This window comes from Xanthobacter sp. ZOL 2024 (genome assembly GCF_052932325.1).
In genome coordinates this window covers 4,248,947-4,270,940 of record NZ_CM128808.1, presented here as the reverse complement: position 1 = coordinate 4,270,940, position 21,994 = coordinate 4,248,947, and the positions used below count along the sequence as shown (strand labels likewise).

General features: G+C 67.7%; 17 protein-coding genes and 1 tRNA gene. 14 read left to right on the top strand and 4 right to left on the bottom strand.

Annotated elements, in window-relative coordinates:
• Positions 1–206 precede the first annotated feature (206 nt).
• From ACU4E7_RS19545 to oxyR, 7 genes are all read left to right on the top strand, one after another.
• Entirely contained in the window at positions 207–1,226 is a 1,020-nt protein-coding gene (locus tag ACU4E7_RS19545) for a LysR family transcriptional regulator (protein ID WP_238122992.1), read from the top strand.
• A 145-nt stretch (positions 1,227–1,371) separates the two neighbouring features.
• Positions 1,372–2,370: an AI-2E family transporter gene (locus tag ACU4E7_RS19540; RefSeq protein WP_238122991.1), complete on the top strand. Its 999-nt coding sequence runs from the start codon at positions 1,372–1,374 to the stop codon at positions 2,368–2,370.
• Between the two features lie 137 nt (positions 2,371–2,507).
• Positions 2,508–3,878: a glutamate--cysteine ligase gene (locus ACU4E7_RS19535; RefSeq protein WP_447019873.1), complete on the top strand. Its 1,371-nt coding sequence runs from the start codon at positions 2,508–2,510 to the stop codon at positions 3,876–3,878.
• A 260-nt stretch (positions 3,879–4,138) separates the two neighbouring features.
• On the top strand, positions 4,139–5,068 hold the full coding sequence (locus ACU4E7_RS19530; protein WP_447019872.1) for a DMT family transporter: 930 nt from the start codon (positions 4,139–4,141) through the stop codon (positions 5,066–5,068).
• A gap of 327 nt (positions 5,069–5,395) precedes the next feature.
• Positions 5,396–5,959, top strand: a complete 564-nt coding sequence (gene ahpC / locus ACU4E7_RS19525) for an alkyl hydroperoxide reductase subunit C (RefSeq protein WP_238122988.1) — start codon at positions 5,396–5,398, stop codon at positions 5,957–5,959.
• 102 nt (positions 5,960–6,061) lie between these two features.
• On the top strand, positions 6,062–7,639 hold the full coding sequence (gene ahpF, locus ACU4E7_RS19520) for an alkyl hydroperoxide reductase subunit F (RefSeq protein WP_447019871.1): 1,578 nt from the start codon (positions 6,062–6,064) through the stop codon (positions 7,637–7,639).
• 60 nt (positions 7,640–7,699) lie between these two features.
• Positions 7,700–8,608 carry a DNA-binding transcriptional regulator OxyR gene (oxyR, locus tag ACU4E7_RS19515; RefSeq protein WP_447019870.1) on the top strand — a complete coding sequence of 303 codons (909 nt, stop codon included), beginning with the start codon at positions 7,700–7,702 and terminating at the stop codon, positions 8,606–8,608.
• 22 nt (positions 8,609–8,630) lie between these two features.
• Here oxyR and ACU4E7_RS19510 read toward each other — a convergent pair whose 3' ends face one another.
• Together ACU4E7_RS19510 and ACU4E7_RS19505 are read right to left on the bottom strand one after the other, a co-directional pair.
• Positions 8,631–9,416: an SDR family NAD(P)-dependent oxidoreductase gene (locus ACU4E7_RS19510; protein WP_447019869.1), complete on the bottom strand. Its 786-nt coding sequence runs from the start codon at positions 9,414–9,416 to the stop codon at positions 8,631–8,633.
• Positions 9,413–10,723 (bottom strand): capsule biosynthesis protein, encoded by a 1,311-nt coding sequence (locus ACU4E7_RS19505; RefSeq protein WP_447019868.1) that lies wholly within the window; start codon positions 10,721–10,723, stop codon positions 9,413–9,415. Before ACU4E7_RS19505 ends, ACU4E7_RS19510 begins: the two co-directional genes overlap by 4 nt.
• Before the next feature lie 493 nt (positions 10,724–11,216).
• Here ACU4E7_RS19505 and gatB point away from each other — a divergent pair, with 493 nt between their 5' ends.
• Complete coding sequence (gene gatB, locus ACU4E7_RS19500; RefSeq protein ID WP_447019867.1) at positions 11,217–12,710, top strand: Asp-tRNA(Asn)/Glu-tRNA(Gln) amidotransferase subunit GatB; 1,494 nt, start codon at positions 11,217–11,219, stop codon at positions 12,708–12,710.
• A 442-nt stretch (positions 12,711–13,152) separates the two neighbouring features.
• Here the strand turns inward: gatB and lipB are convergent, their stop codons facing one another.
• The gene (gene lipB, locus ACU4E7_RS19495; RefSeq protein WP_447021671.1) at positions 13,153–13,884 is read right to left on the bottom strand and encodes a lipoyl(octanoyl) transferase LipB; all 732 of its coding nucleotides are present in this window, start codon (positions 13,882–13,884) and stop codon (positions 13,153–13,155) included.
• A gap of 221 nt (positions 13,885–14,105) precedes the next feature.
• Between lipB and ACU4E7_RS19490 the strand changes: the two genes are divergently transcribed.
• Positions 14,106–14,190, top strand: a tRNA-Leu gene (locus tag ACU4E7_RS19490).
• 95 nt (positions 14,191–14,285) lie between these two features.
• Here the strand turns inward: ACU4E7_RS19490 and ACU4E7_RS19485 are convergent.
• The gene (locus tag ACU4E7_RS19485; RefSeq protein ID WP_447019866.1) at positions 14,286–15,131 is read right to left on the bottom strand and encodes a polysaccharide deacetylase family protein; all 846 of its coding nucleotides are present in this window, start codon (positions 15,129–15,131) and stop codon (positions 14,286–14,288) included.
• 248 nt (positions 15,132–15,379) lie between these two features.
• Here ACU4E7_RS19485 and mgtE point away from each other — a divergent pair, with 248 nt between their 5' ends.
• From mgtE to ACU4E7_RS19460, 5 genes are all read left to right on the top strand, one after another.
• Complete coding sequence (mgtE, locus tag ACU4E7_RS19480) at positions 15,380–16,795, top strand: magnesium transporter (RefSeq protein ID WP_238122982.1); 1,416 nt, start codon at positions 15,380–15,382, stop codon at positions 16,793–16,795.
• 155 nt (positions 16,796–16,950) lie between these two features.
• On the top strand, positions 16,951–19,077 hold the full coding sequence (locus ACU4E7_RS19475; protein ID WP_447019865.1) for a putative bifunctional diguanylate cyclase/phosphodiesterase: 2,127 nt from the start codon (positions 16,951–16,953) through the stop codon (positions 19,075–19,077).
• Between the two features lie 318 nt (positions 19,078–19,395).
• Positions 19,396–20,268: a bifunctional methylenetetrahydrofolate dehydrogenase/methenyltetrahydrofolate cyclohydrolase FolD gene (folD, locus tag ACU4E7_RS19470; RefSeq protein WP_447019864.1), complete on the top strand. Its 873-nt coding sequence runs from the start codon at positions 19,396–19,398 to the stop codon at positions 20,266–20,268.
• 35 nt (positions 20,269–20,303) lie between these two features.
• Positions 20,304–20,684, top strand: coding sequence for a 4a-hydroxytetrahydrobiopterin dehydratase (locus tag ACU4E7_RS19465; RefSeq protein WP_238122979.1), 381 nt, complete (start codon positions 20,304–20,306; stop codon positions 20,682–20,684).
• A gap of 229 nt (positions 20,685–20,913) precedes the next feature.
• Entirely contained in the window at positions 20,914–21,987 is a 1,074-nt protein-coding gene (locus ACU4E7_RS19460) for an NAD(P)H-dependent flavin oxidoreductase (protein ID WP_447019863.1), read from the top strand.
• The last annotated feature ends 7 nt before the right edge of the window (positions 21,988–21,994 follow it).

The following is a 21,994-nucleotide window of genomic DNA, read 5'->3' as shown; positions in this document are numbered from 1 at the left end:
GGCCGTGGTGCGCCAACCACTTCAAACGCCGCAACAATCGGCGGCGCCAGGGGCGGCGCGGGACGATGCGGCGGCGTATCGGTAAGCCAAGATGACGCAATTCGGTGGTGCTTGATATTTCCGATTGCAGAACGCTACGCTGCCATTTCGGCAGCACCCCTCCCGCGCGGATGGCGCGGGCACGGGCTGCCCGGGGAGCTTGGGGCATGGGGGACGCCGCAGAGGGCGCGCGGGCAGGGGCAAAGCCCGCCCGGCCGCGGGAGCAGGCCCTGTCGCCGGCGCTGCTGGCCCGGGTGTTCCACCAGCCCTCCCTCATCTATTTCAATGCGGTGGCCGAGCACCTCTCGGTGCGTGAGGCGGCGCGGCGGCTCAATGTGGCCTCCTCGGCGGTGACGCGGCAGGTCGCGCAGCTGGAGGACGCCCTGGGGCTCGCGCTGTTCCAGCGGGAAGGGCGGCGGCTGAAGCTGGCGCCGGCCGGCGAGATCCTCTATCGCCACAGCCGCCGCCTCACCGGGCCGCTGGAGGCGGCGGTGTCCGAGCTCGACATGCTGCGCGGCCTGCGCACCGGAACGGTGCGGATCGGCGCCGCCGAGAGCATTGGCCTCTCGGTGCTGCCGCCGCTCTTGGACGTGTTCGGCCGGCGCTATCCGCGCCTGTCGCTGGATGTGGCAGTCGTCTCTTCTGCCGAGGTGATGGCGCGGCTGCTGGATGAGCGGATCGACGTGGGCTTCGGCTTCGTCGCCGGCGCGCCCCGGCGCATCGATATCGCGGTGCGGCGGGATCTGCCCATCGGCATCGTCATGCGGCCGGACCATGCCTTGGCGCAACTGCCGGAACTGACGCTTGCCGCCTGCCTGCCGCACCCTTTGGCGGTGGGCAAGCCGGAGATTTCCATCCGCACCGTCATCGAGCCGTTCCTGGATCAACTGGCGCCGGTGCGGCGGCCACTGGTGGAGGTGGATTCCATCCGCATGCTGGTGGAATTGGCGCTGCGCGGCCATTACGCCTCGGTGATGACGCCACTGGGCGCGGAGAACGAGATCCGCCGGGGCGAGCTGCTGTTCCGGCCGCTGGCCGACGCGGGGCTGCCGAGCAACCGCTTCGGGCTCATGGTGCGGGCCGGGGCGGGCCTGCACTTCGCCTCTGCCGTCTTCTACGAATATGCCAAGCAGTATTTCGAGACCATCGCGCTGCCCGGCGCGCTGCCGCACGACGCCGCGCGCTGATGGCCGCTGGCGCTGGCGTCGCGGTTTGCCGGGGATAGCGTCCGCCGGTGGCTGTGAGGCCTGCCGCAGCGGTAAGATTTGCCGCTATAGTTCTGGTGAAGACCGGGGCGGCAGGGGCGCGCCGGACATGGGGAAGGGACTGTAGATGCCGTCGGATTGGAGCGTGGTGCGCAGGGTCGCGATCGCGGTGGTGGTGGCGGGAACGCTCTATCTGGCCTGGCAGGTGGTGGATGTGTTCCTCATGGTGTTCGCGGCCATCCTGGTGGCGGTTGCGCTGCATGCCATGGCCGTTCCCTTCGCGCGGGTCACGCGCCTGCAGGAGCAATATGCGGTGTTCCCGGTGGCGCTGCTGCTGCTGTGCGGGTTGATGCTGGCCGGCTATCTGTTCGGCTCCACCGTGCAGGTTCAGGTGGCCGAGCTCCTGCAGGATCTGCCCGGGGCGTGGGAGGTGTTCCAGCAACGTTTCCATCTGAAGGGGGTGATGCCGGACCTGCTGCAGCGGGTGGAGGCGGCGGCGCCGTCCAGCGACACCATTCTGCTGGTGATGCAGAGCCTCACCAGCAACGTGTTCCAATTGCTGCTTGGCCTGTTCCTGGTGGTGGTCGGCGGGCTCTATTTCGCGGTGGAGCCGAAGCTGTACCGCAATCTCTTCCTCGGCTTGTGGGTCGAGGCGGAACGCCCCGCGGTGGCGCGGCGCCTCGGCATCATCGCGGCCGACCTGCGCGGCTTCCTGAAGGCGCAGGTCATCTCCATGATCGTGGTGGGGGCGCTCACCTTCATCGGCCTCACGATTCTGGGCATTCCATCGTCCCTGGCGCTGGCGCTGTTTGCCTGCCTGGCGGAGTTCGTGCCCATGGTGGGGCCGGTGGTGGCTGCGGTTCCCGCGCTGCTGATCGCGCTGACCCTCGGGGTCGATTCGGCCTTGTGGACGCTGCTCGTGTTCGTGGTGGTGCAGCAAACCGAGAGCAATCTCATCACCCCGCTGCTGCAACAGCGCATGGTGTCGCTGCCGCCGGCGGTCACCCTGTTCTCGGTGGTGGTGTTCGGCAGCCTGCTGGGCCCGCTGGGCATTCTGCTGGCGACGCCGCTGACCGTTCTGGCCTTCTCCGCCGTGCGCAAGCACGAGGGGCCCATCGCCGGCTGAGGGGGCGGCCTCGCGCGCCGCGACGCCCGTGGAGACGCCATCGAAGGCACCGGGCAGGGCCAAGGAAACCGCACCGTTTGCCTTGGCGAGGCGGGCGTGTATGGTCGCGCGCCCGTTGCTTTGAAGAGATTGCCCGTATGGCCCGCGATACCACCGACGCGACCCCCATTTCCGCGCGCGACGAATTGGTTGCCTGGATTGAAAAGGGGTGCAAACGGGAAAGCGCCTTCCGTATCGGCACCGAGCACGAGAAGATCCCCTTCACCCTCGCCCGCCATGAGCCGGTGCCCTACGAGGGGCCCAAAGGCATCCGCAAGTTGCTGGAAGGCATGCGCCTGCTGCTCGGCTGGGAGCCGATCATGGAAGGCGACGTGATCATTGGCCTTGCCGACGTCACCGGCGGCGGCGCCATCTCGTTGGAGCCGGGCGGACAGTTCGAGCTGTCCGGCGCGCCGGTCTCCACCATCCACGAGACCTGTGCGGAGCTCAACGCCCATCTCGCCCAGGTGCGGGAAGTGGCGGAGCCGCTGGGCATCGGCTTCCTCGGCATCGGCATGAGCCCCAAATGGAGCCGCTCCGAGACCCCGGTGATGCCCAAGGGCCGCTACAAGATCATGTCCAACTACATGCCCAAGGTGGGCAAGCTGGGCCTCGACATGATGTTCCGCACCTGTACCGTGCAGGCCAACCTCGACTTCTCCAGCGAGGCGGACATGGTGAAGAAGATGCGGGTGGGCCTGGCATTGCAGCCGGTGGCCACCGCGCTGTTCGCCAACTCCCCCTTTACCGAGGGCCGGCCCAACGGCTTCCTCTCGTTCCGCTCGGAAATCTGGCGCGATACGGACGCGGCCCGGTCCGGCATGCTGCCGTTCGCCTTCGAGGACGGGTTCGGCTTCGAGCGGTACGTGGACTATGCGCTTGATGTGCCTATGTATTTCGTGAAGCGTGGCGACCGCTACATCGACGTGGCCGGCTCCTCCTTCCGGGATCTTCTGGCCGGCCGGCATCCGGCGCTGCCGGGGGAGAGCGCGACGCTCGCCGACTGGATCAACCACCTCTCCACCATCTTCCCGGAAGTGCGCCTGAAGCGCTTCCTGGAGATGCGCGGCGCCGATGCCGGCCCTTGGGCCAAGCTGTGCGCCCTGCCGGCCTTCTGGGTTGGCCTGCTCTACGACCAGCAGAGCCTCGATGCTGCATGGAATCTGGTGAAGGACTGGACGGAGGACGAGCGCCAGCAGCTGCGCGATGACGTGCCACGGCTGGGCCTCCACGCGGAGATTCGCGGCCAGAAGCTGCGCGAGGTCGCGCGCCAGGCCCTGGTGCTGGCCGAGGCGGGGCTGAAGCGGCGCGGCTTCTACGATCGCCAGGGGCGCGATGAAACCCGCTTCCTCCAGCCGCTTGAGGAAGCCGTCTTCTCCGGTCGTTCGCCGGCGGAGGTCTGGCTCGAGCATTTCAATGGTGATTGGGCAGGTTCGGTGGAGCCCATCTTTTCGGAGCTGGCCTACTGATCTGCCGTGATCGCGGCTCTGCCATGCGCAGTTAGCATGGTGGCATTCAACCGTTTTCGGCTTTGCTGGTCCTCGTTTCGACGATTGTCCCTCCGCGCCGCTGGGGGCGCGGTTTCATGCCGACGGTTGCGGGCCGGCAGGGACGGCCGCCGCGGCAGCCTCACAGGTCTTTTGCGTAAACGATGGAGCGTCCGCGCCGGTCCGGGGCGGGCGTGTCCGCGCGTGGGGGCGCAGCGCCGCCTCCATCTGGGAGTTGCCTCATGTCATCCGCCCGCTCACCGCAGGATGCGCCGCTCGGTGCCGCGGAGCTCCTGCTTTATGTCGTGACCGTGCTCATCTTCGGCACGGGGTGGCTGCCGCTGCGCCTGCAGCTGGGCGTGGTGGCGCCGGAGGTGTCGGGGGTCTGGCGCTTTCTGGTGGCCTCAGCGGTGATGTTCGCGGTGCTGCTGATCACCCGTGGCCGCATCCGCTTTCCCTGGCGAGACCATTTGCTGTTCCTGGCCATGGGGGCCAGCCTGTTCTCGGTGAACTTCGTCACCTTCTACCATGCCGGCTACTACCTGCCGTCGGGGCTGCTCTCGGTGGTGTTCGCCTTGGCGGCGGTGTTCATCCCGCTGTTGTCGGCCGTCTTCTTCAAGGTGCCGCTGCATCCGCGGGTCGCCCTGGGGGCGCTGGCGGGGGTGGTCGGACTGGCGCTGGTGTTCGGTCCGTCCATCGGCGCCGGGGAAGGGGCCGGCGGGCTCGGCACCGGCCTCATGCTGAGCCTGGTGGGCACGCTGTCGTTCTCGGTGGGCAGCCTGCTGTCGGGGGTGGCGGCGCGACGCGGCTGTCCGCTGGCGTCCATGAATGCGTGGGGCTTCGTCTATGGCTGCATCATCATGGCGGCGCTGGCGGTGGCGCGGGGCGAGCCCTTCATCGTGGAGTGGAACGTGCGCTACCTCGGCTCGCTCACCTATCTGGTGCTGGCGCAGACCCTGGTGGGCTTCGCCGCCTATCTGGTGCTGATCCGCCGCATCGGCCCCAGCCGGGCGGGCTACACCACCGTCTTGTTTCCGCTGGTGGCGCTGGCGCTGTCCACGGTGTTCGAGGCGTTCCACTGGACCCTCAGCGCGGCGGCGGGAATCGCCTTGGTGCTGGCCGGCGCCCTGCTGGTGCTGTTGCCCCGCGGGCGGCGCCCCCGCGCCGGTTGAGCAGGCGGTATCCCGTTCGTCTCCGGTCATTGCGACTGGCGCATTCGCGGGCAACGGACCGGGCTTGCATACATGACATTTCACGGCAGAACGGCGCGCATTGCTCTGCGCCGTTCTGCCGCACAGCAGCGATGTGGCAAGACGCCGGCTCATGATCGCCGGTGCACCGACGTGGATGCTGGAATATCAGAGGGTTGGGGTTAATTTGATAGGTCCAGACTATCAAATATGACGAATTTATCTATTTCATTTATCCCGATCGTCACCATATGTTGCTTCGCGAAGGCTTCGGCCCTTCTGCACCGCAACCTGACTCAGGGAATTGTCATGTCTCTCGTGAATACCAAGATCAAGCCTTTCAAGACCCAGGCTTTCAAGGATGGCAAGTTCATCGAGGTGAGCGACGCCGACCTCGCGGGCAAGTGGGCCGTGTTCTTCTTCTACCCGGCCGACTTCACCTTCGTCTGCCCCACCGAGCTCGGCGACGTGGCCGACCATTATGCGGAGTTCCAGAAGCTCGGCGTGGAGATCTACTCGGTGTCCACCGACACCCACTTCACCCACAAGGCCTGGCACGACACCTCCGACACCATCGCCAAGATCAAGTACACCATGCTCGGCGATCCCAACCACGAGATCTCGACCAATTTCGAGGTCCTGCGTCCCGGCCAGGGCCTGGCTGATCGCGGCACCTTCATCGTCGATCCCGATGGTGTGATCCAGGCCGTCGAGATCACCGCCGAGGGCATCGGCCGTGACGCCGCCGACCTGCTGCGCAAGGTGAAGGCCGCGCAGTATGTGGCGGCCCACCCCGGCGAGGTGTGCCCGGCCAAGTGGCACGAGGGTGAGAAGACCCTGGCCCCCTCCCTCGATCTCGTCGGCAAGATCTGATCCGAACATCCGACCCTGCGGCCTTCCCCTCCAGGGGAGGGCCGCGCCCCCCGCCGCGCCCGGCGCGCGGGAGCCCTTCACCCCCATTCCGGAGGATTGCCCGTGCTTGACGAGACGATGAAAGCCCAACTCAAGGCCTATCTGGAGCGGGTGGTCCGGCCGATCGAGATCACCGCTTACGTGGACGACGGCGCCAGGTCCAAGGAGATGATGGACCTGTTGAACGACATCGTTCCGCTCTCCGACAAGATTTCCCTGAAAGAGGTGCGCGGCGCCGATGCGCGCGTGCCGTCCTTCGCCCTCAGCAGCCCCGGCCAGGACATCCACCTGACCTTCGCCGGCCTGCCCATGGGCCACGAATTCACCTCGCTGGTGCTGGCGCTGCTGCAGACCGGCGGCTATCCGCCCAAGGTCGAGCAGGCGATCATCGACCAGATCAAGGGCCTCGACGGCGACTTCAAGTTCGAGACCTATTTCTCCCAGTCCTGCCAGAACTGCCCGGACGTGGTGCAGGCACTGAACCTCATGGCCGTGCTGAACCCCAAGGTGCAGCACGTGGCCATCGACGGCGCCCTGTTCCAGACCGAGGTGGACGCGCGCCAGGTCATGTCGGTGCCGACCATCTATCTGAACGGCGAAGTGTTCGGCCAGGGCCGCATGGGCGTCGAGGAGATCGTCGCCAAGCTCGACACCGGCGCGGTGGAGCGGGAGGCCAAGCGCCTCGCCACCCTCGATCCGTTCGACGTGCTGGTGGTGGGCGGTGGCCCGGCCGGCGCCGCGGCCGCCATCTATGCCGCCCGCAAGGGCATCCGCACCGGCGTTGCCGCCGACCGGTTCGGCGGCCAGGTGCTGGACACCATGGCCATCGAGAACTTCATCTCCGTGCCCTACACCGAGGGGCCGAAGCTCGCCGCCGCGCTGGAACAGCATGTGCGTGAGTATGACGTGGAGATCATGAACCTGCAGAAGGGCGTCAAGCTGGTGCCCGGCGAGGATCTGATCGCCATCGAGCTCGCCAATGGCGCGAGCCTCAAGGCGAAGAGCGTCATCCTCTCCACCGGCGCCCGCTGGCGGCAGATGGGAGTGCCTGGCGAGGACACCTATCGCACCAAGGGCGTGGCCTATTGCCCCCATTGCGACGGCCCGCTGTTCAAGGGCAAGCGCGTGGCGGTGATCGGCGGCGGCAATTCCGGTGTCGAGGCGGCCATCGACCTCGCCGGCGTGGTGGCCCATGTCACGCTGTTTGAGTTCGATTCCAAGCTTCGCGCCGATGAGGTGCTGCAGCGCAAGCTGAAGAGCCTGCCCAACGTGGACATCAAGGTCTCCGCCAAGACCACGGAGGTGACCGGCGACGGGTCCAAGGTGAACGGCCTTGTCTATGAGGACCGCACCACGGGCGAGACCCACAAGCTGGAGCTGGAAGGCATCTTCGTGCAGATCGGCCTGTTGCCCAACACCGAATGGCTGAAGGGCGCAGTGGATCTTTCGCCCCGCGGCGAGATCCTGGTGGACGATCGCGGCCAGACCTCGGTGCCCGGCGTGTTCGCCGCCGGCGACTGCACCACCGTGCCCTACAAGCAGATCATCATCGCCATGGGCGAAGGGGCGAAGGCTTCCCTCGCCGCGTTCGACCACCTGATCCGCACCTCCGCCCCCAAGGCGGAGACCAAGGCGGCGTGAACTTGTGCCGGCGCCCGTTGTAACGGGGGCCGGCACTTCACCACCCCGCGCTGACCGCATATGACCCTGCGTGAGCTGCAATATCTGATCGCGCTGGCCGACCACCGGAATTTCCGGCGGGCGGCGGAGGCGTGCCATGTCAGCCAGCCCACGCTTTCCATGCAGCTCCGCAAGCTTGAGGACGAGCTGGGTGTCGCGCTGGTGGAGCGGGCGCCGCGCAAGGTGATGCTCACTCCAGCCGGTCGCGATGCCGTGGAACGGGCCCGGCGTATTCTCAACGAAGTGGATGAGATGAAGGAGGCCGCCCGCCGCAGCGGCGCGGCCGAGGGCGGCACCCTGCGGCTCGGCGTGTTTCCCACCCTTGGGCCTTATCTTCTGCCCCATGTGGTGCCCATGATCCGGGCGCGCTTCCCGCAGCTGGAATTGCTGCTGTTCGAGGAGAAGAGCGCCGATCTGATCGCCCGTCTCGCCGCCGGCACCCTGGACGCCGCCTTTCTCGCCTTGCCGGTGCACGAACCCCATCTGCACGCGGAGTTCCTGTTCGAGGAACCCTTCCTGCTGGCGGTGCCGGGCGACCATGCCCTGGCCAAGCGCGATACGCTGCATCTCGACGAATTGGGCCAGCACAATCTGATGCTGCTGGAGGACGGCCATTGCCTGCGGGATCAGGCCCTGGACGTGTGCCGCCTGTCGGGGGCGCGGGAGAACACGGAATTTCGCGCCACCAGCCTGGAAACGCTGCGGCAGATGGTGGTGGCCGGGGCCGGCATCACCCTGCTGCCGATGCTGGCCATCAAGGGGCAGCCTCAGGTCACCGAGAACATCCACCTTCTGGATTTCGTCGATTCCCATCCCAGTCGCCAGATCGGCCTGCTCTGGCGCAAGACCTCGGCCATGGCGCCACTGCTCCTGCAGGTCGCCGAGGTGTGCCGGCGCCTGGCGCCGCAGCTGTTGAAGCGCGCCGCCTAGTAGGTGGGCGAGGGGCGCGGCTTCAGGATGCCACGTCCACCTTGAACAGCAGGTCGCGGACCCATTCGCGCAGGGGGCGGGGCGCCAGCTTGCCGAGGTGGATCAGCGCCACCAGCGGCCAGGGAAAGCTGATGCGGGACCGGCCCTTCGCCACCGCCGCGGCGATCGTTCCGGCGGCCTTGTCGGCGCTCCACTCGAACGGGCGCCAGCCGGTATAGCGGGTGCTCATGCCGGTGGCGATGAAGCCCGGGCAGGCCACCGTCACCTGGATGCCGAAGCGTTTGAGCCAGGGCCGGGCGGCCTCTCCCCAGGTCAGAAGGGCTGCCTTGGTGGCGCAATAGGTCGGCTGGTCCGCCAGGGGCTCCAGCGCGGCGAGGGAGGAAATGAGCACGAGCCCGCCCCGGCGGCGCGCCTGCATGGCCGGCAGCAGTGGCAGAATGCAGCCCAGCGCGCCGGCCAGATTGACGTCGATTTGTGCCTGCACTGCCGCCAAGGGCTCTGGCGCGCCACCCGGCCCGAGGCTGGCCTCGATTCCCGCATTGGCGATCACGAGATCCACCGGGCTGGCGGCATCGGCGGTCCGGAGCAGGGCACCGAGGGCCGCTGCGTCACGCACATCGCAACTGTGCCAGGCAACCTCACTGCCGCGTGCGGTGCAGTCGGCGGCCACCTGCTGCAGGCGCGCGGCGTCGCGGGCCAGCAGCAGCAGCAGCACGCCGGGCGCCGCATAGCGGCGGGCAAGGGCGGCGCCGAGCCCGCTGGAGGCGCCGGTGATGACCACATGGCCCGGCGCGCGGCCGCTGCTCATGGCTGGGTTCCACCGAGCGGCTGGGATGACTGAGCTCTGCCCTTCGGCGCGGGGGTCGACCAGATGCGCCGGGCGCTCTCGGCGACGGCGTGGGCGATGCCGTCGTGGGAGAAGAAGCCGCCGTTGACCTGGGTGCGGGCGATCACCACCCGGCGATAGGCCTGCCAGAGGGCGGCATCGGGCGCGGTGGCCTCGGTCCAGAAGGCGTCGAGGGGCCCCTGGAAGGCGAGGCCGGGAATGTCGTAGGTCGCACGGCCCAGAACCTTCACGGGAATGCCCGCCTCCAGCGCGATGCCAGCCGATGTGGAGTTCACCACCAGGACACCGGCGGAGCCGGCGATCAGCGGCTGGATGTCGCCAGTTTCAATGAAGGTCAGCCGCTCGGCAAGGCCGTGGCGGGCCGCCAGGGCCAGGATCTCGCGCTGACGGTCGTGCAGCGTCACGTCGAAGGGGTGGCGCTTCACCAGCAGGCGGCTGTCGGGCGGCGCCGACCGGGCGAACGAGGCGAATACCAGCTCCGTGGCTTCGCCCATGTCGCGGAAGTTGGAATGCACACGGATCTGGAAATCACCGTCCAACTGCAGTGGCAGCACGTAATAAGGCGCGCCGGAGGCCGTGAGGGCGGCGCGCGCGGCGGCATCATGGCGGCCCATGGCGCCGGTGCGGGCGAACTGGCGCAGCCAGCCGGCATATTCGACGATGGGGTGGATGACGGTGTGGCGGCGGTAGTGGGGATAGAGCGGCCAGCCGGCCAGCAGGTTGGTGTTCCATGCCACGTCCCACAGGGCGCGCAGGGCGAACCGGTCGCTGAAGGGCAGGGGCTCGGGCTCCGGGCCCAGGCGGTCCGCCTCCGCGCGGATCGCCTCGGGATCGCGCGGCAGGTCCGAATGGGCGTTCACGCCGGAATGCTCCAGCGTGATCCAATTGGGCCGCAGATAACCTTCCTCGAACAGATGCAGGCGAATGCCGAGCGGCCGCGCGGCCTTGATGGCTTCCGCGTGATAGAAGCGGCAATCGCCGAACAGCACCAGGTCAGTCACGCCGAGATCGCGCATCTGCCGTTGGATATGGGAGGGCCACGCGTCCGGCCGGCCGCGATAGCTGCGGGCGCGGCCGGGCCAGAAGGCCCATTCCGCCGCGCACAGATTGATCTTGAGGACCTCCGCGCCCCGCTGCGCCAGCGCCTTGCCGAGCGCGCCATGAAAGCGGGATGCCGCCCCCTGTAGCATCAGCACCACGCGCGCCTCGGGCCGTGCGGTGGGGCTCGCGCCCTGCGCCGACCGCGCCGTGTGCTCCTCCTGCGTCATTTCTGGTCCGTTCCATCCCGTCCCCAACCGCATTCTATCGGCGCGGGGAATCGCAGGTCACCTGAGGTGATGTCTTGAAGCGGCCGTCCTAGCCTCCTTCTTGAGTTGTGTCTTCCAGAAATGAACGACATGGATGAAAAAGGAGGGCTCCGCTACCGGCCGCCCGGCTTTGCCCAGGCGCCTTGTGAATCAAGGCGGATACTGCCGCTGGGTGACGGCACGAATGTGATGTTGCAGCATTTTTCCGGTGAGCTGCCCGTCTTGCGGCGCATGGCGCGCGGGCCGTCCGCGCACCCGGGTGTCGCGACGGACCCCGAGGACAGGGCGGCACGGACGGGCTCGCAATCCCGTGCTGGGCGCCCATATGGAAACAGAGTGCTTGAGCTCTTCCCGCAGGCTGCGCGTGCCGGCAGTGGTTGCCAGCACGGCGACTGGGGGAGTAGTGGAAACCGCAGCATCATGCGGCACTGCCGCACTACGGATTAGGACGACGATGACGGTTCATACGCGGCCCGCCGACGCCAAGAAGCTCATCCATGGCGCCACCGGCGACTGGGAGGTGGTGATCGGCATGGAGGTGCATGCCCAGGTCGCTTCCAATGCCAAGCTCTTTTCCGGCGCCTCCACCGCTTTCGGTGGCGAGCCCAACGACCATGTCTCGCTGGTGGATGCCGCCATGCCGGGCATGCTGCCGGTGATCAACAAGGAGTGCGTGGCCCAGGCGGTGCGCACCGGCCTTGGCCTCAAGGCGCAGATCAACCTGCATTCGGTGTTCGACCGGAAGAACTATTTCTACCCGGATCTGCCGCAGGGCTATCAGATCAGCCAGTTCAAATACCCCATCGTCGGCGAGGGTGAGGTGACCGTGGACCTGCCCGACGGCGAGGCCATCGCGGTGGGCATCGAACGCCTGCACTTGGAGCAGGACGCCGGCAAGTCCATCCATGATCTCTCCCCCACCCAGAGCTTTGTCGACCTCAACCGGTCCGGCGTGGCGCTGATGGAGATCGTGTCGCGGCCCGATCTGCGCTCCTCGGATGAGGCCAAGGCCTATGTGACCAAGCTGCGCACCATCCTGCGCTACCTTGGCACCTGCGACGGCGACATGGAGAAGGGCAATCTGCGGGCCGACGTGAACGTTTCCGTGCGTCGCCCGGGCGGGCCGCTGGGCACCCGCTGTGAGATCAAGAACGTCAACTCCATCCGCTTCATCGGCCAGGCCATCGAGGTGGAGGCCCGCCGCCAGATCGAGATTCTGGAAGATGGCGGCGCCATCGACCAGGAAACCCGCCTGTTCGACCCCAACAAGGGCGAGACGCGGTCCATGCGCTCCAAGGAAGAGGCGCACGACTACCGCTATTTCCCTGATCCGGACCTGCTGCCGCTCGACATCAAGGCCGAGTTCGTCGAGGGGCTGAAGCAGGATCTGCCTGAACTGCCCGACGAGAAGAAGGCCCGCTTCATCGCCGATTACGGCCTCTCGGCCTATGACGCCGGCGTGCTGGTCGCCGAGCGCGACACCGCCGATTTCTTCGAGAAGGTGGCCAAGGGGCGCGATGGCAGCGGGCGCGATGGCAAGGCGGCGGCCAATTTCGTCATCAACGAAGTGTTCGGCCGGCTGAACAAGGACGGCAAGGACGTCACCACCTCGCCGGTGACGCCGGAGCAGATCGGCGCCATCCTCGACCTGATCGCCGAGGGCACCATCTCGTCCAAGATCGCCAAGGACCTGTTCGAGATCATCTATACCGAAGGCGGCGACCCCAAGGTGGTGGTTGAAGCGCGGGGCATGAAGCAGGTGACGGATACCGGCGCCATCGAGAAGGTGGTGGACGAGATCATCGCCAAGAATCCGGATAAGGTGGCCCAGGTTCAGGCCAAGCCCACCATGCTGGGCTGGTTCGTCGGCCAGGCCATGAAGGCCTCCGGGGGCAAAGCCAACCCCCAGGCGCTGAACGAGATCCTGAAGGCGAAGCTGGGCATCTGAGGCCGGCGTTCGGCTGGCAGAGATCGCCGGCATGCGCCGGTTATCCCGCTGACCACCCGCATCACCCTCCGTTCCCTCGCCACCTCACCGCCGTCGTGCTCCGGCTTGACCGGAGCACCCATTTCCACCCTCAGGGCCGGCGCTTGGCGGTGCGATGGGCCCTCCGGTCAAGCCGGAGGGCGACGGAGGTTGGCAATATTGCGCCCATCACCCTCCGCTCCCTCGCCACCTCATCGCCGTCGTGCTCCGGCTTGACCGGAGCACCCATTTCCACCCTCAGGGCCGGCGCCGACGGAGCGATGGGCCCTCCGGTCAAGCCGGAGGGCGACGGGGATGCAAGGGGCGATGGCAGGCGTTTGGGACCGTGAGGCGATGGCGGGGCTGCCAGCGGCGCAAGATTGGCACCACTGCCCCAGCGGGGGCACGGGCGACGCCCCTACGCTCACACCAGAGGAGAGGCCAATTGGGTGGGGCCGAAGATTTCCTCGAAGGCCACCCGCAGCACGGCATCCACCTCTGGCATGCTCACCGGGATGCCCATATCGGCCAGGCTGGTCACCCCGTGCTCGCGCACGCCGCAGGGCACGATGCCGCCGAAATGGCTGAGATCCGGTTCCACGTTCAAGGAGATGCCGTGGAACGTCACCCAGCGGCGCACGCGGATGCCGATGGCGGCGATCTTGTCCTCGTCCCCATGTCGACGCACCCACACGCCGACCCGCTCTTCCCGCCGCTCGCCGGTGACGTTGAAGGCGGACAAGGTGCCGATAAGCCAGGCTTCGAGGGCGCTGACATAGCGGCGCACATCGGGCGCGCGGCGATGCAGGTCGAGCATCACATAGGCCACCCGCTGGCCGGGGCCATGATAGGTGAACTGGCCGCCGCGGCCGGCTTCGTAGACCGGAAAGCGGCGCTCCACCAGGTCTTCCGGTCGCGCGCTGGTGCCGGCGGTGTAGAGCGGTGGATGCTCCAGCAGCCAGACCGCCTCGCCCGCCGCGCCATCGGCGATGGCGGCCACCCGCGCCTCCATGGCGGCCAGGGCCTCGGGATAAGGAACCTGCCGGTCGCTGACCATCCATTCCACCGGCGGCGCGGCCGGGTCCTGCGGGCGGAAGGTGGTGTTGAGGCTGGCGCGCGGTAACGGCACCGCCGCGGGCGAAGGAAGCGTGGTCATGATCGGCATGGCATAAACCATTCCTGCGGCAGGTCCAGAGCCTGTTGGCCGCGGCATTCCGGAGAGCTGTCACCACACCTGGCGCGGCCGTCATCCACAGGCCGGGGCGGTTTCTGAAATGGGGCGCATGACGCTCTTGTGGCGCCCGAGTCGATCTGTTAGACGATGGGCCCCGCCGGAAGCGGTCCACACCATGGGCCCCGGCGGTGCCATCCCTGACTGCGGTCGTGGCGGAATTGGTAGACGCGCTAGCTTGAGGTGCTAGTGGGGAGACCCGTGGAGGTTCGAGTCCTCTCGTCCGCACCAGGAAATGGCCTTCCGGCTGAGCCGGAGATGAAACAGGGCGGCCTCGGCCGCCTTTTTTCGTTTCTGGTTTCGTCTGCGGCACGTGGTGCCGGCCCTCAGCCCGCTTGGGCGGAGGCCTTCGGCACTATGTGGACGATGCTGTAGCCGCGATCCTTCAGGGCGCGCAGGAAGGCGGGAATCATGGCCGCGGTCTGCGCCTTGGTATCGTGGAACAGCACGATGCCGCCGCCCGTCGCATCGAGCCGCTTCAGCACCAGCTCCAGTTCCTGCTCCGGCGTCATCTTATTCCAATCGCTGGCCCAGAAATCGGCGCCGAACACGGCGATGCCGTGCTGGTCGAGATAGGCCAGGAGCTCGGGCGTCGCGGCGAATCCGGGAAAACGGAAGAACGGCACCCGCGGCGCGCCTGCGGCGCGGCCGTAGGCGGCCTCGTCGTCGGCGGCGATTCCCTTCTTGATGTCCGCTACCGCCGCGTCGAACGGCAGCTTGGCGAGGGTTGCCGCCGGATGGGTCATGGAATGGTGGGCGAGCGTGTGGCCCTCGGCCAGCTCCCGCCGCACCAAGGCCGGGCGCGCCTTCGCATTCTGGCCGATGAGGAAGAAGGTGGCGCGGACGCATTCGGCCTTCAGCGCGTCGAGAATCGCCGCTGTGGTGGTGGGCCAGGGGCCATCGTCGAAGGTGAGCACCACTTCCTTGGGCTGCAAAGGCAGGGTGCCGGTGAACGACTTGGTGCCCACCCGCACTCCTTTGGGGTCGATCTCCAGCACGCGGGCCGTTCCCAGCGCGCCGGCCGGGCAGTCCTCGGCAGCGCGGGCGAGGGTCGGGCTCAGCCACAGGCCGGCGGCCATCGCGAGGGCCGCCAGGAGAGGGGCGTTGGCCAGGATGTGGGGCCGCCGGCAGGCCGTGGCCGGCATCGGCCAATGTTGTGTCATCCCACTCATGCTGGCTCTCCGCACCGCGATTGCGGCGCTGGCATAAGCGGGAGGCGGGGCGAAATGAAGGTGTTGCGCGGGAGTCTCGGTCCCGCTTTGTTGCAACGCCTTTCCATTCTCGCCCGTTTTGCCGCTTCCCTTCGCGGCAATGGCCCTCTAGAGCCAGAGCAGGCGCGTTCGCGCAGTGCCTGCCGGCCTTTTCCGGCCGTGCTGCGGACGGGCCCCTTCAGCCAATCTCGACCGAACCGGGAGCAGCCATGAGCGAGGATCTTCATCTCGCCGACGCCGAGCGCGCCGATGATCTGCCGGTGGTGCGGGATGAGGCCGGCAACATCGCGGAAGCGTTCCGCGAAGCCGTTTCGGCGGCTATCGGCGAACGGGATGTGGACCGGCTGAAGGTCCTCACCCAGGACGTCCACGAAGCCGATATGGGCGACCTTCTGGAAGCGCTGGAAGGGGATGAACGCCGCCGGCTGATCGAGCTGCTGGGCCCGGCCTTCGACTTCACCGCCCTGACTGAGCTCGACGAGACGGTGCGCGTCCAGATCCTGCACGGCCTGTCGCCGCAGACCGTGGCGCAGGGCATGCGGGGGCTCGATTCCGACGACGCGGTCTACATTCTGGAAGACCTGTCGGAAGAGGATGTTGCCGCCATCCTCGAGCATATGCCGGCGCCCGAGCGGGTGGCGCTGCAGCGCTCCCTCGACTATCCCGAGGACAGCGCCGGGCGGCGTATGCAGACCGAGTTCATCGCCGTGCCGCCGTTCTGGACGGTAGGCCGGGCCATCGACTACATGCGCGAAACCCCCAACCTGCCGGACACCTTCCATGAGATCTTTGTGGTGGATCCGGGCTACCGGCTGATCGGCGCTGTGCCCCTCGACCGGCTGCTGCGCACCCGCCGACACGTGCTGCTGACGGCGGTGAAGTCCGACCAGATGCAGGTGATGAAGGCGGCCGAGGACCAGGAAGAGGTGGCGCGTCGGTTCGAGCACTACAACCTGGTTTCGGCCCCGGTGGTGGACGACGCGGGCCGCCTCGTCGGCGTGATGACCATCGACGACATGGTCGACGTCATCCAGGAGGAGGCCGACGAGGACCTGCGCGCCCTCGCCGGCGTGGGCAGTGATGAGGAGCTGTCTGATACCGTTGCCTACACGGCCCGGAGCCGGTTGCCGTGGCTGGTGGTGAATCTGGGAACGGCGTTCGTGTCCGCCTCCATCATCTCTCTGTTTGAGGGCACCATCGAGAAGATGGTGGCGCTGGCAGTGCTGATGCCCATTGTCGCCTCCATGGGCGGCAATGCCGGCACCCAGACCATGACGGTGGCGGTGCGGGCGCTGGCGACCAAGGATCTGTCCACCCACAATGCCCGCCGCATTGTCTCCCGCGAGTTGCTGGTGGGGCTGTTCAACGGGGTGGCTCTGGCCTGCCTGCTCGGCGGCATCGCGGCGCTGTGGTTTGCCAATGTGCACCTGGGCTTCGTGATTTCGGCGGCGCTGGTCATGAATATGGCGGCGGCGGGCCTGTTTGGCATTTTGATACCGCTGGGTATTTCCCGCCTGAAACTCGATCCGGCGGTAGCCTCCGGAGTTTTCGTGACTATGGTTACTGACTGCGTTGGCTTCCTGGCGTTTCTGGGTCTTGCCACCTGGTGGTTTGCGGGCGGTTAGTCGCTTTTCACAGCTGCTGGGGAAGGATGCCTTGCGCGCAAACCTGATCTGTTCGACATAAGTCGCACAGACCTGCGGCTTGGTCGCGTTCCCCACGCGATACTGGGCGGCTTTAAAGGAGCCGGATCATTCCTGCGCGTACACAGCGTTCGTTCATGTTCGGGCTGGCGGCGCTGGTCGTCCTGTTGGGCGCGGGCGCGCTGATCCTGCTGCTGGCTGCCCGCGGCGAGGATGCGCGCACCCTCGCGCGGGAGAAGGGCGCGCTGGCGCAGGCGTTCCAGGTCCACGAGCGTTTCATGGAGCGGGCGCTGGAATCGGTGCGGCCGGAGCGCGACCTCGATGCGGTCATTCGCGGTGATCTCCAGGATGTGCATGGTCGCCTGGGCGCCCGGCTGACGCAGGATTTCGACCTCGAATATGCCTATGTCACCGATGGCGCGGGCAATCTGCTCTATGCCTCGGAAAATGGCCGGCTGGGGGATACCGACACGTTCGAGGCGCTGCGGCCGGCCTTGCTGCGTCTGCTGGCGCGCAGCCAGAACGAGCGCAAGGGGCTGGTGGTGGGCGGCGGCAAGAGCGTGCTGCTGCTGGCGCGGACCCTCAAGCATACGGATCCGGCCACCGGCAAGCCGGCCACCTTTATCGTTCTTGCCGCCGACGTCATGGACGAGCCGGCGCTGGACGACGTGTTCCGGGTTAATGAAGTGCAGAATGTCGGCTTGAAAGCGGCCGAAGTGGAGAGCCACGAAAAGGCGCTGCTGCTGCCCAATCTCTATGATGGCGGGAAGGTGGCGGTCACCTGGCACGGCGCGCAGCCGGGCGGTGGGCTGCTGGCCCGCGCCATGCCGGCGCTGGCCAGCGTGGCGGCGGCGCTGTGCGCCATCTTCTTCGCCCTGATGGTTCGGGCCCGACGCCTGGCCGGCGCGCTCACTTCCAGCGAGGCCCTGGCGCGCGATCTGGCCAATGAGGACCAACTGACGGGCCTTGCCAACCGGCGCCATTTCATCGCTGAGCTGGAGGCGATTCTGGCGCCGCCGGCCCAGGTCGGACCTCTGGCGGTGATGTATGTGGACCTCGACGGCTTCAAGATCATCAACGACACCCATGGCCACGCGGTGGGCGACGAACTGCTGCGGGTGGTGGGCCGGCGGCTGAAGAGCTGTCTCGGTCTGCGCGGCTGCGCCGGCCGGGTGGGGGGCGACGAGTTCGTTCTGTTCGCCCGCTATGAGAGCGACGAGGACCTGAAAAGCCTCGTTGCGAGCCTTTATGGGGTCATCGAGATCCCGGTTGCGGTGGAAAACCAGGATCTGCGGGTGACCGCCTCCATCGGCGCCGCGCGCGCGCCCGCCGATGGCGAGAGCGCGGCGGAGCTGATGCGGCTGGCCGATATCGCCCTTTACCGCGCTAAGGCCGAGGGCGGCGGGGTGTTCCGGCAGTTCGAGCCGCACATGGAGCAGGCGCAGATTCGCCGGCGCCAGGTGGAAAAGGAGCTGTCCGAAGCGCTGGACCATGGCGAGCTCACGGTGCTCTACCAGCCGCAGGTGGATGTGGAGAGCGAGCGCATCGTCGGCTTCGAGGCGCTGGTCCGGTGGGATCACCCCATCCGCGGGCGCATTCTGCCCAGCGAGTTCGTGCCCATTGCCGAACGCTCGCGGCTGATCAGCCGGCTGGATGCCTTCGTGCTGCGCACAGCCTGCGCCGACGCCAAGGCCCTGCCGGGGGTGACTTTGGCGGTCAATCTCTCCCCCTATAACCTGCGCAGCGGCGGCATCGTCGACAATGTGCTCGCCACCCTGCGCGAGACCGGTTTTGATCCGGCGCGGCTGGAGCTGGAGCTGACGGAAAGCGCCATCATCGATCTCGGGCCCGGTGCCCAGGACGTGCTCATGCAGCTGCGGGAAAAGGGCGTGCGCTTCGCCCTCGACGATTTCGGCACCGGCTATGCCTCGCTGGTCCATGTGCGGCGCTATCCCATCACCAAGATCAAGATCGACCGCTCCTTCATCATGAACCTCGGCCGGCAGCGGGATGCCGCCTCCATCGTCGAATACACGGTGCGGCTCGGCCGGGCGCTGGGCATCACCCTGACGGCGGAGGGGGTGGAAACCCGCGAGCAGCTGCGATTCCTGCGGGCGTTCGGTTCCCATCAGGCCCAGGGCTATCTGTTCGCGCCGCCGCTGCCTTTGGCCGCGGCCGTGGCGCTGCTGGAACGGCAGCGCCATGGGGATGGCGAGCAGGCCCTGCATCTCGGCGCGCCGGGCCTGGGAGGCGCGGACAGGTGAGCGTTTCGCGCGCCGGGGCCCGTTTCAGCGCGGTCCGAGCGTTGCGTTCCCATCCTGATATTTTTCTTTAAGAGAAATATTTTTGCCATATAATGAGTCTCGCGCGCTGGGGCGCGAGCTGCATTGCGACGCCTGCGCGTGGTTTTGTATTGCGCTTGGCCGCGGCGCGGCCAACAACACCCGCGAGCCTCGGATTGGGAGCCCGCCTGCAATCGCAGCGGGCGCGTGATCCATCCTTCCTGGGTTCGGCGGGGGCCTCATCCCGCCGGCTCTTCGGTTGTCCGCGCCTCGGCGGCGCAAGCAACGGGACCGTCTTCCGTGATCGAAACCAAGATTATCGATGGAAAAGCCTTTGCCGCCAATCTGCGGGCCCGCCTCGCGGAAGAGGTGGTCGAGCTCAGCCGCGCCCATGGTGTGAAGCCGGGCCTGGCCGTGGTGCTGGTGGGCGAGGACCCCGCGAGCCAAGTCTATGTGCGCAACAAGGCGGCGCAGACCACGGAAGTGGGCATGGCCTCGTTCGAGTATCGCCTGCCGGCGGAGACCTCGGAACATGAGGTGCTGGCGCTGGTGAACAAGCTTAATGCCGATCCGGCGGTGAACGGCATTCTTGTGCAGTTGCCGCTGCCGGCGCAGATCGACGCCGCCAAGGTGATCGCCGCCATCGACCCGGCCAAGGACGTGGACGGCTTCCACATCGTCAATGCCGGCCGCCTGGCGGTGGGCCTCGACGCGCTGGTGCCGTGCACGCCGCTCGGCTGCGTCATGCTGCTCAAGCATTATGTGGGCAACCTTTCGGGCCTGAAGGCGGTGGTGGTGGGGCGCTCCAACATCGTCGGCAAGCCGGCGGCGCAGCTGCTGCTGAAGGAAGACTGCACCGTCACCATGGCCCATTCGCGCACCCGCGACCTCGCCGCCGAATGCCGGGAGGCGGACATTCTGGTGGCGGCGGTGGGCCGGCCGGAGATGATCCGCGGCGATTGGATCAAGCCCGGTGCCACGGTGATCGACGTGGGCATCAACCGCATCGCCAAGGATGACGGCAAGACGAAGCTGGTGGGCGACGTGGCCTTCGCCGAGGCCCAGGGCATCGCCGGCCTCATCACGCCCGTGCCCGGCGGCGTCGGCCCCATGACCATCGCCTGCCTCTTGCAGAACACCCTCACCGCCACCCGCCGCCAGAAGGGGCTGTGAGGGGCGGGCATTCCGCCCAACCCGGGAGCGCACCCATGAGCATCGACCGCAAGCAGACCTTTTCGACCGCTGAGATCGAGGCCCGGCTTGCGGCCGAGCTGCCCCACTGGCGCTATGAGGATGGCTGGATTCGCCGCACCTACCGCACCAACAGCTGGAAGGGCACGCTGATGGTGATCAACACGGTGGGCCACCTCGCTGAGGCGGCGTGGCACCATCCGGACCTCACCGCCTCTTATGCCTGGGTGGAGGTGCGCCTCCAGTCCCACGATGCCAAGGGCATCACCGTGCGCGACTTCGCCCTCGCTCAAAAGATCGAGGAGGTGGTGATGTGGCAGCCCGGCGCGGCGGAGGATGCGCCCTTGGAAGGCACCCCCGCCCACGACCTGCGCTTCGCCTACATCAAGTACGATTGAGCGCCGGCGCGCGGAGTGCCTCGGGTTCAGCGATCGGCTCCAAGAGGGCGGCTGCATCTTTCGGGAGCCCTGAAGCGGGCCCCGTCGGCGATGACCGCCGGCGTGTGGTGGCAGCCATCCTGACGGCGCGTGCCCTGGTGCCGCATCCTGGGATGGGCGGGCGCGCGGCTGGACCCGGGCGGTCGGCAGGGCCTATGAAGGCGCCAACGACAAAGCTGGGAGATCTGCCATGAGCGCGCTGATGCACCGCCTCCAGATGGAGATTCCGATCATTCAGGCGCCCATGGCGGGCACGTCCACGCCGGCGCTGGCGGCGGCGGTGACGGCGGCCGGTGGGCTCGGCTCCATCGCCTTGGGCGCGGTGGATGCGCAGGCGGGGCGCAAGATGATCGCCGCGACCCGGGCGCTGATCAACAAGCCGTTCAACGTCAATTTGTTCTGCCACACCCCGGCGGTGCGGGACGCCGCCCGCGAGGCGGCGTGGCTGGCCGCGCTCGCGCCCGCCTTCGCCCGGTTCGGCGCCCCCCCGCCCGCCGAGATCCATGAGATCTACCGCAGCCTCAATGCGGATCCGGAGATGGCCGAGATGCTGGTGGCCGAGCGCCCGGCGGTGGTGAGCTTCCATTTCGGCCTGCCGCCGGCCGATCTGGTGACGCGCCTGAAGGCGGAGGGCGTGGTGCTGCTGGCGAGCGCGACCAGCCTCGACGAGGCGCGGGCGGTGGCCGCCGCCGGCATGGATGGGGTGGTGGCGCAGGGCTATGAGGCCGGCGGCCATCGCGGCCTCTTCGATCCGGCCGGCGCCGATGATCGCCTCTCCACCTTGGCCCTGGTGCAGGTGCTGGCGCGCAACCTGTCCATTCCGGTCATCGCCGCCGGTGGCATCATGACCGGCGGCGGCATCGCCGCGGCGTTCGCCGCCGGAGCCGAGCTGGTGCAATTGGGCACCGCCTTCATCGCCTGTCCGGAAAGCGCTGCGGATGCCGGCCATCGCGCCGCTTTGGCGAGCCCGGCCGCCTTCCACACGGTGATGACCGACGCCATCTCCGGCCGTCCGGCCCGCTGCCTCGCCAACGGCTTCACCGCGCTCGCGGCCAGCCTCGATACGCCGCGTGCCGCCTATCCGGTGGCCTATGACGCCGGCAAGGCCCTCAACGCGGCGGCCAAGGCGGCGGGCGATGCCAGCTTCGGCGCCCAATGGGCGGGGCAGGGGGCGCCCCTCGCCCGTGCCCTGCCGGCCGCCGAACTGTGCGACCTGCTGATGCGGGAATACGCTTCCGTCCGCGCCGCTTTGGCGGTGCGCTGAGGGGCGG

Coding starts and splice junctions, on each gene's coding strand:
- ACU4E7_RS19530 (WP_447019872.1), top strand. CDS start 4,139: ATGTCATCCGCCCGCTCACCGCAGGATGCGCCGCTCGGTGCCGCGGAG.
- mgtE (WP_238122982.1), top strand. CDS start 15,380: ATGAGCGAGGATCTTCATCTCGCCGACGCCGAGCGCGCCGATGATCTG.
- ACU4E7_RS19460 (WP_447019863.1), top strand. CDS start 20,914: ATGAGCGCGCTGATGCACCGCCTCCAGATGGAGATTCCGATCATTCAG.
- oxyR (WP_447019870.1), top strand. CDS start 7,700: ATGACCCTGCGTGAGCTGCAATATCTGATCGCGCTGGCCGACCACCGG.
- ACU4E7_RS19535 (WP_447019873.1), top strand. CDS start 2,508: ATGGCCCGCGATACCACCGACGCGACCCCCATTTCCGCGCGCGACGAA.
- ACU4E7_RS19545 (WP_238122992.1), top strand. CDS start 207: ATGGGGGACGCCGCAGAGGGCGCGCGGGCAGGGGCAAAGCCCGCCCGG.
- ACU4E7_RS19475 (WP_447019865.1), top strand. CDS start 16,951: ATGTTCGGGCTGGCGGCGCTGGTCGTCCTGTTGGGCGCGGGCGCGCTG.
- gatB (WP_447019867.1), top strand. CDS start 11,217: ATGACGGTTCATACGCGGCCCGCCGACGCCAAGAAGCTCATCCATGGC.
- lipB (WP_447021671.1), bottom strand. CDS start 13,884: ATGACCACGCTTCCTTCGCCCGCGGCGGTGCCGTTACCGCGCGCCAGC.
- ACU4E7_RS19485 (WP_447019866.1), bottom strand. CDS start 15,131: ATGAGTGGGATGACACAACATTGGCCGATGCCGGCCACGGCCTGCCGG.
- ACU4E7_RS19465 (WP_238122979.1), top strand. CDS start 20,304: ATGAGCATCGACCGCAAGCAGACCTTTTCGACCGCTGAGATCGAGGCC.
- ACU4E7_RS19540 (WP_238122991.1), top strand. CDS start 1,372: ATGCCGTCGGATTGGAGCGTGGTGCGCAGGGTCGCGATCGCGGTGGTG.
- ACU4E7_RS19505 (WP_447019868.1), bottom strand. CDS start 10,723: ATGACGCAGGAGGAGCACACGGCGCGGTCGGCGCAGGGCGCGAGCCCC.
- ahpC (WP_238122988.1), top strand. CDS start 5,396: ATGTCTCTCGTGAATACCAAGATCAAGCCTTTCAAGACCCAGGCTTTC.
- ACU4E7_RS19510 (WP_447019869.1), bottom strand. CDS start 9,416: ATGAGCAGCGGCCGCGCGCCGGGCCATGTGGTCATCACCGGCGCCTCC.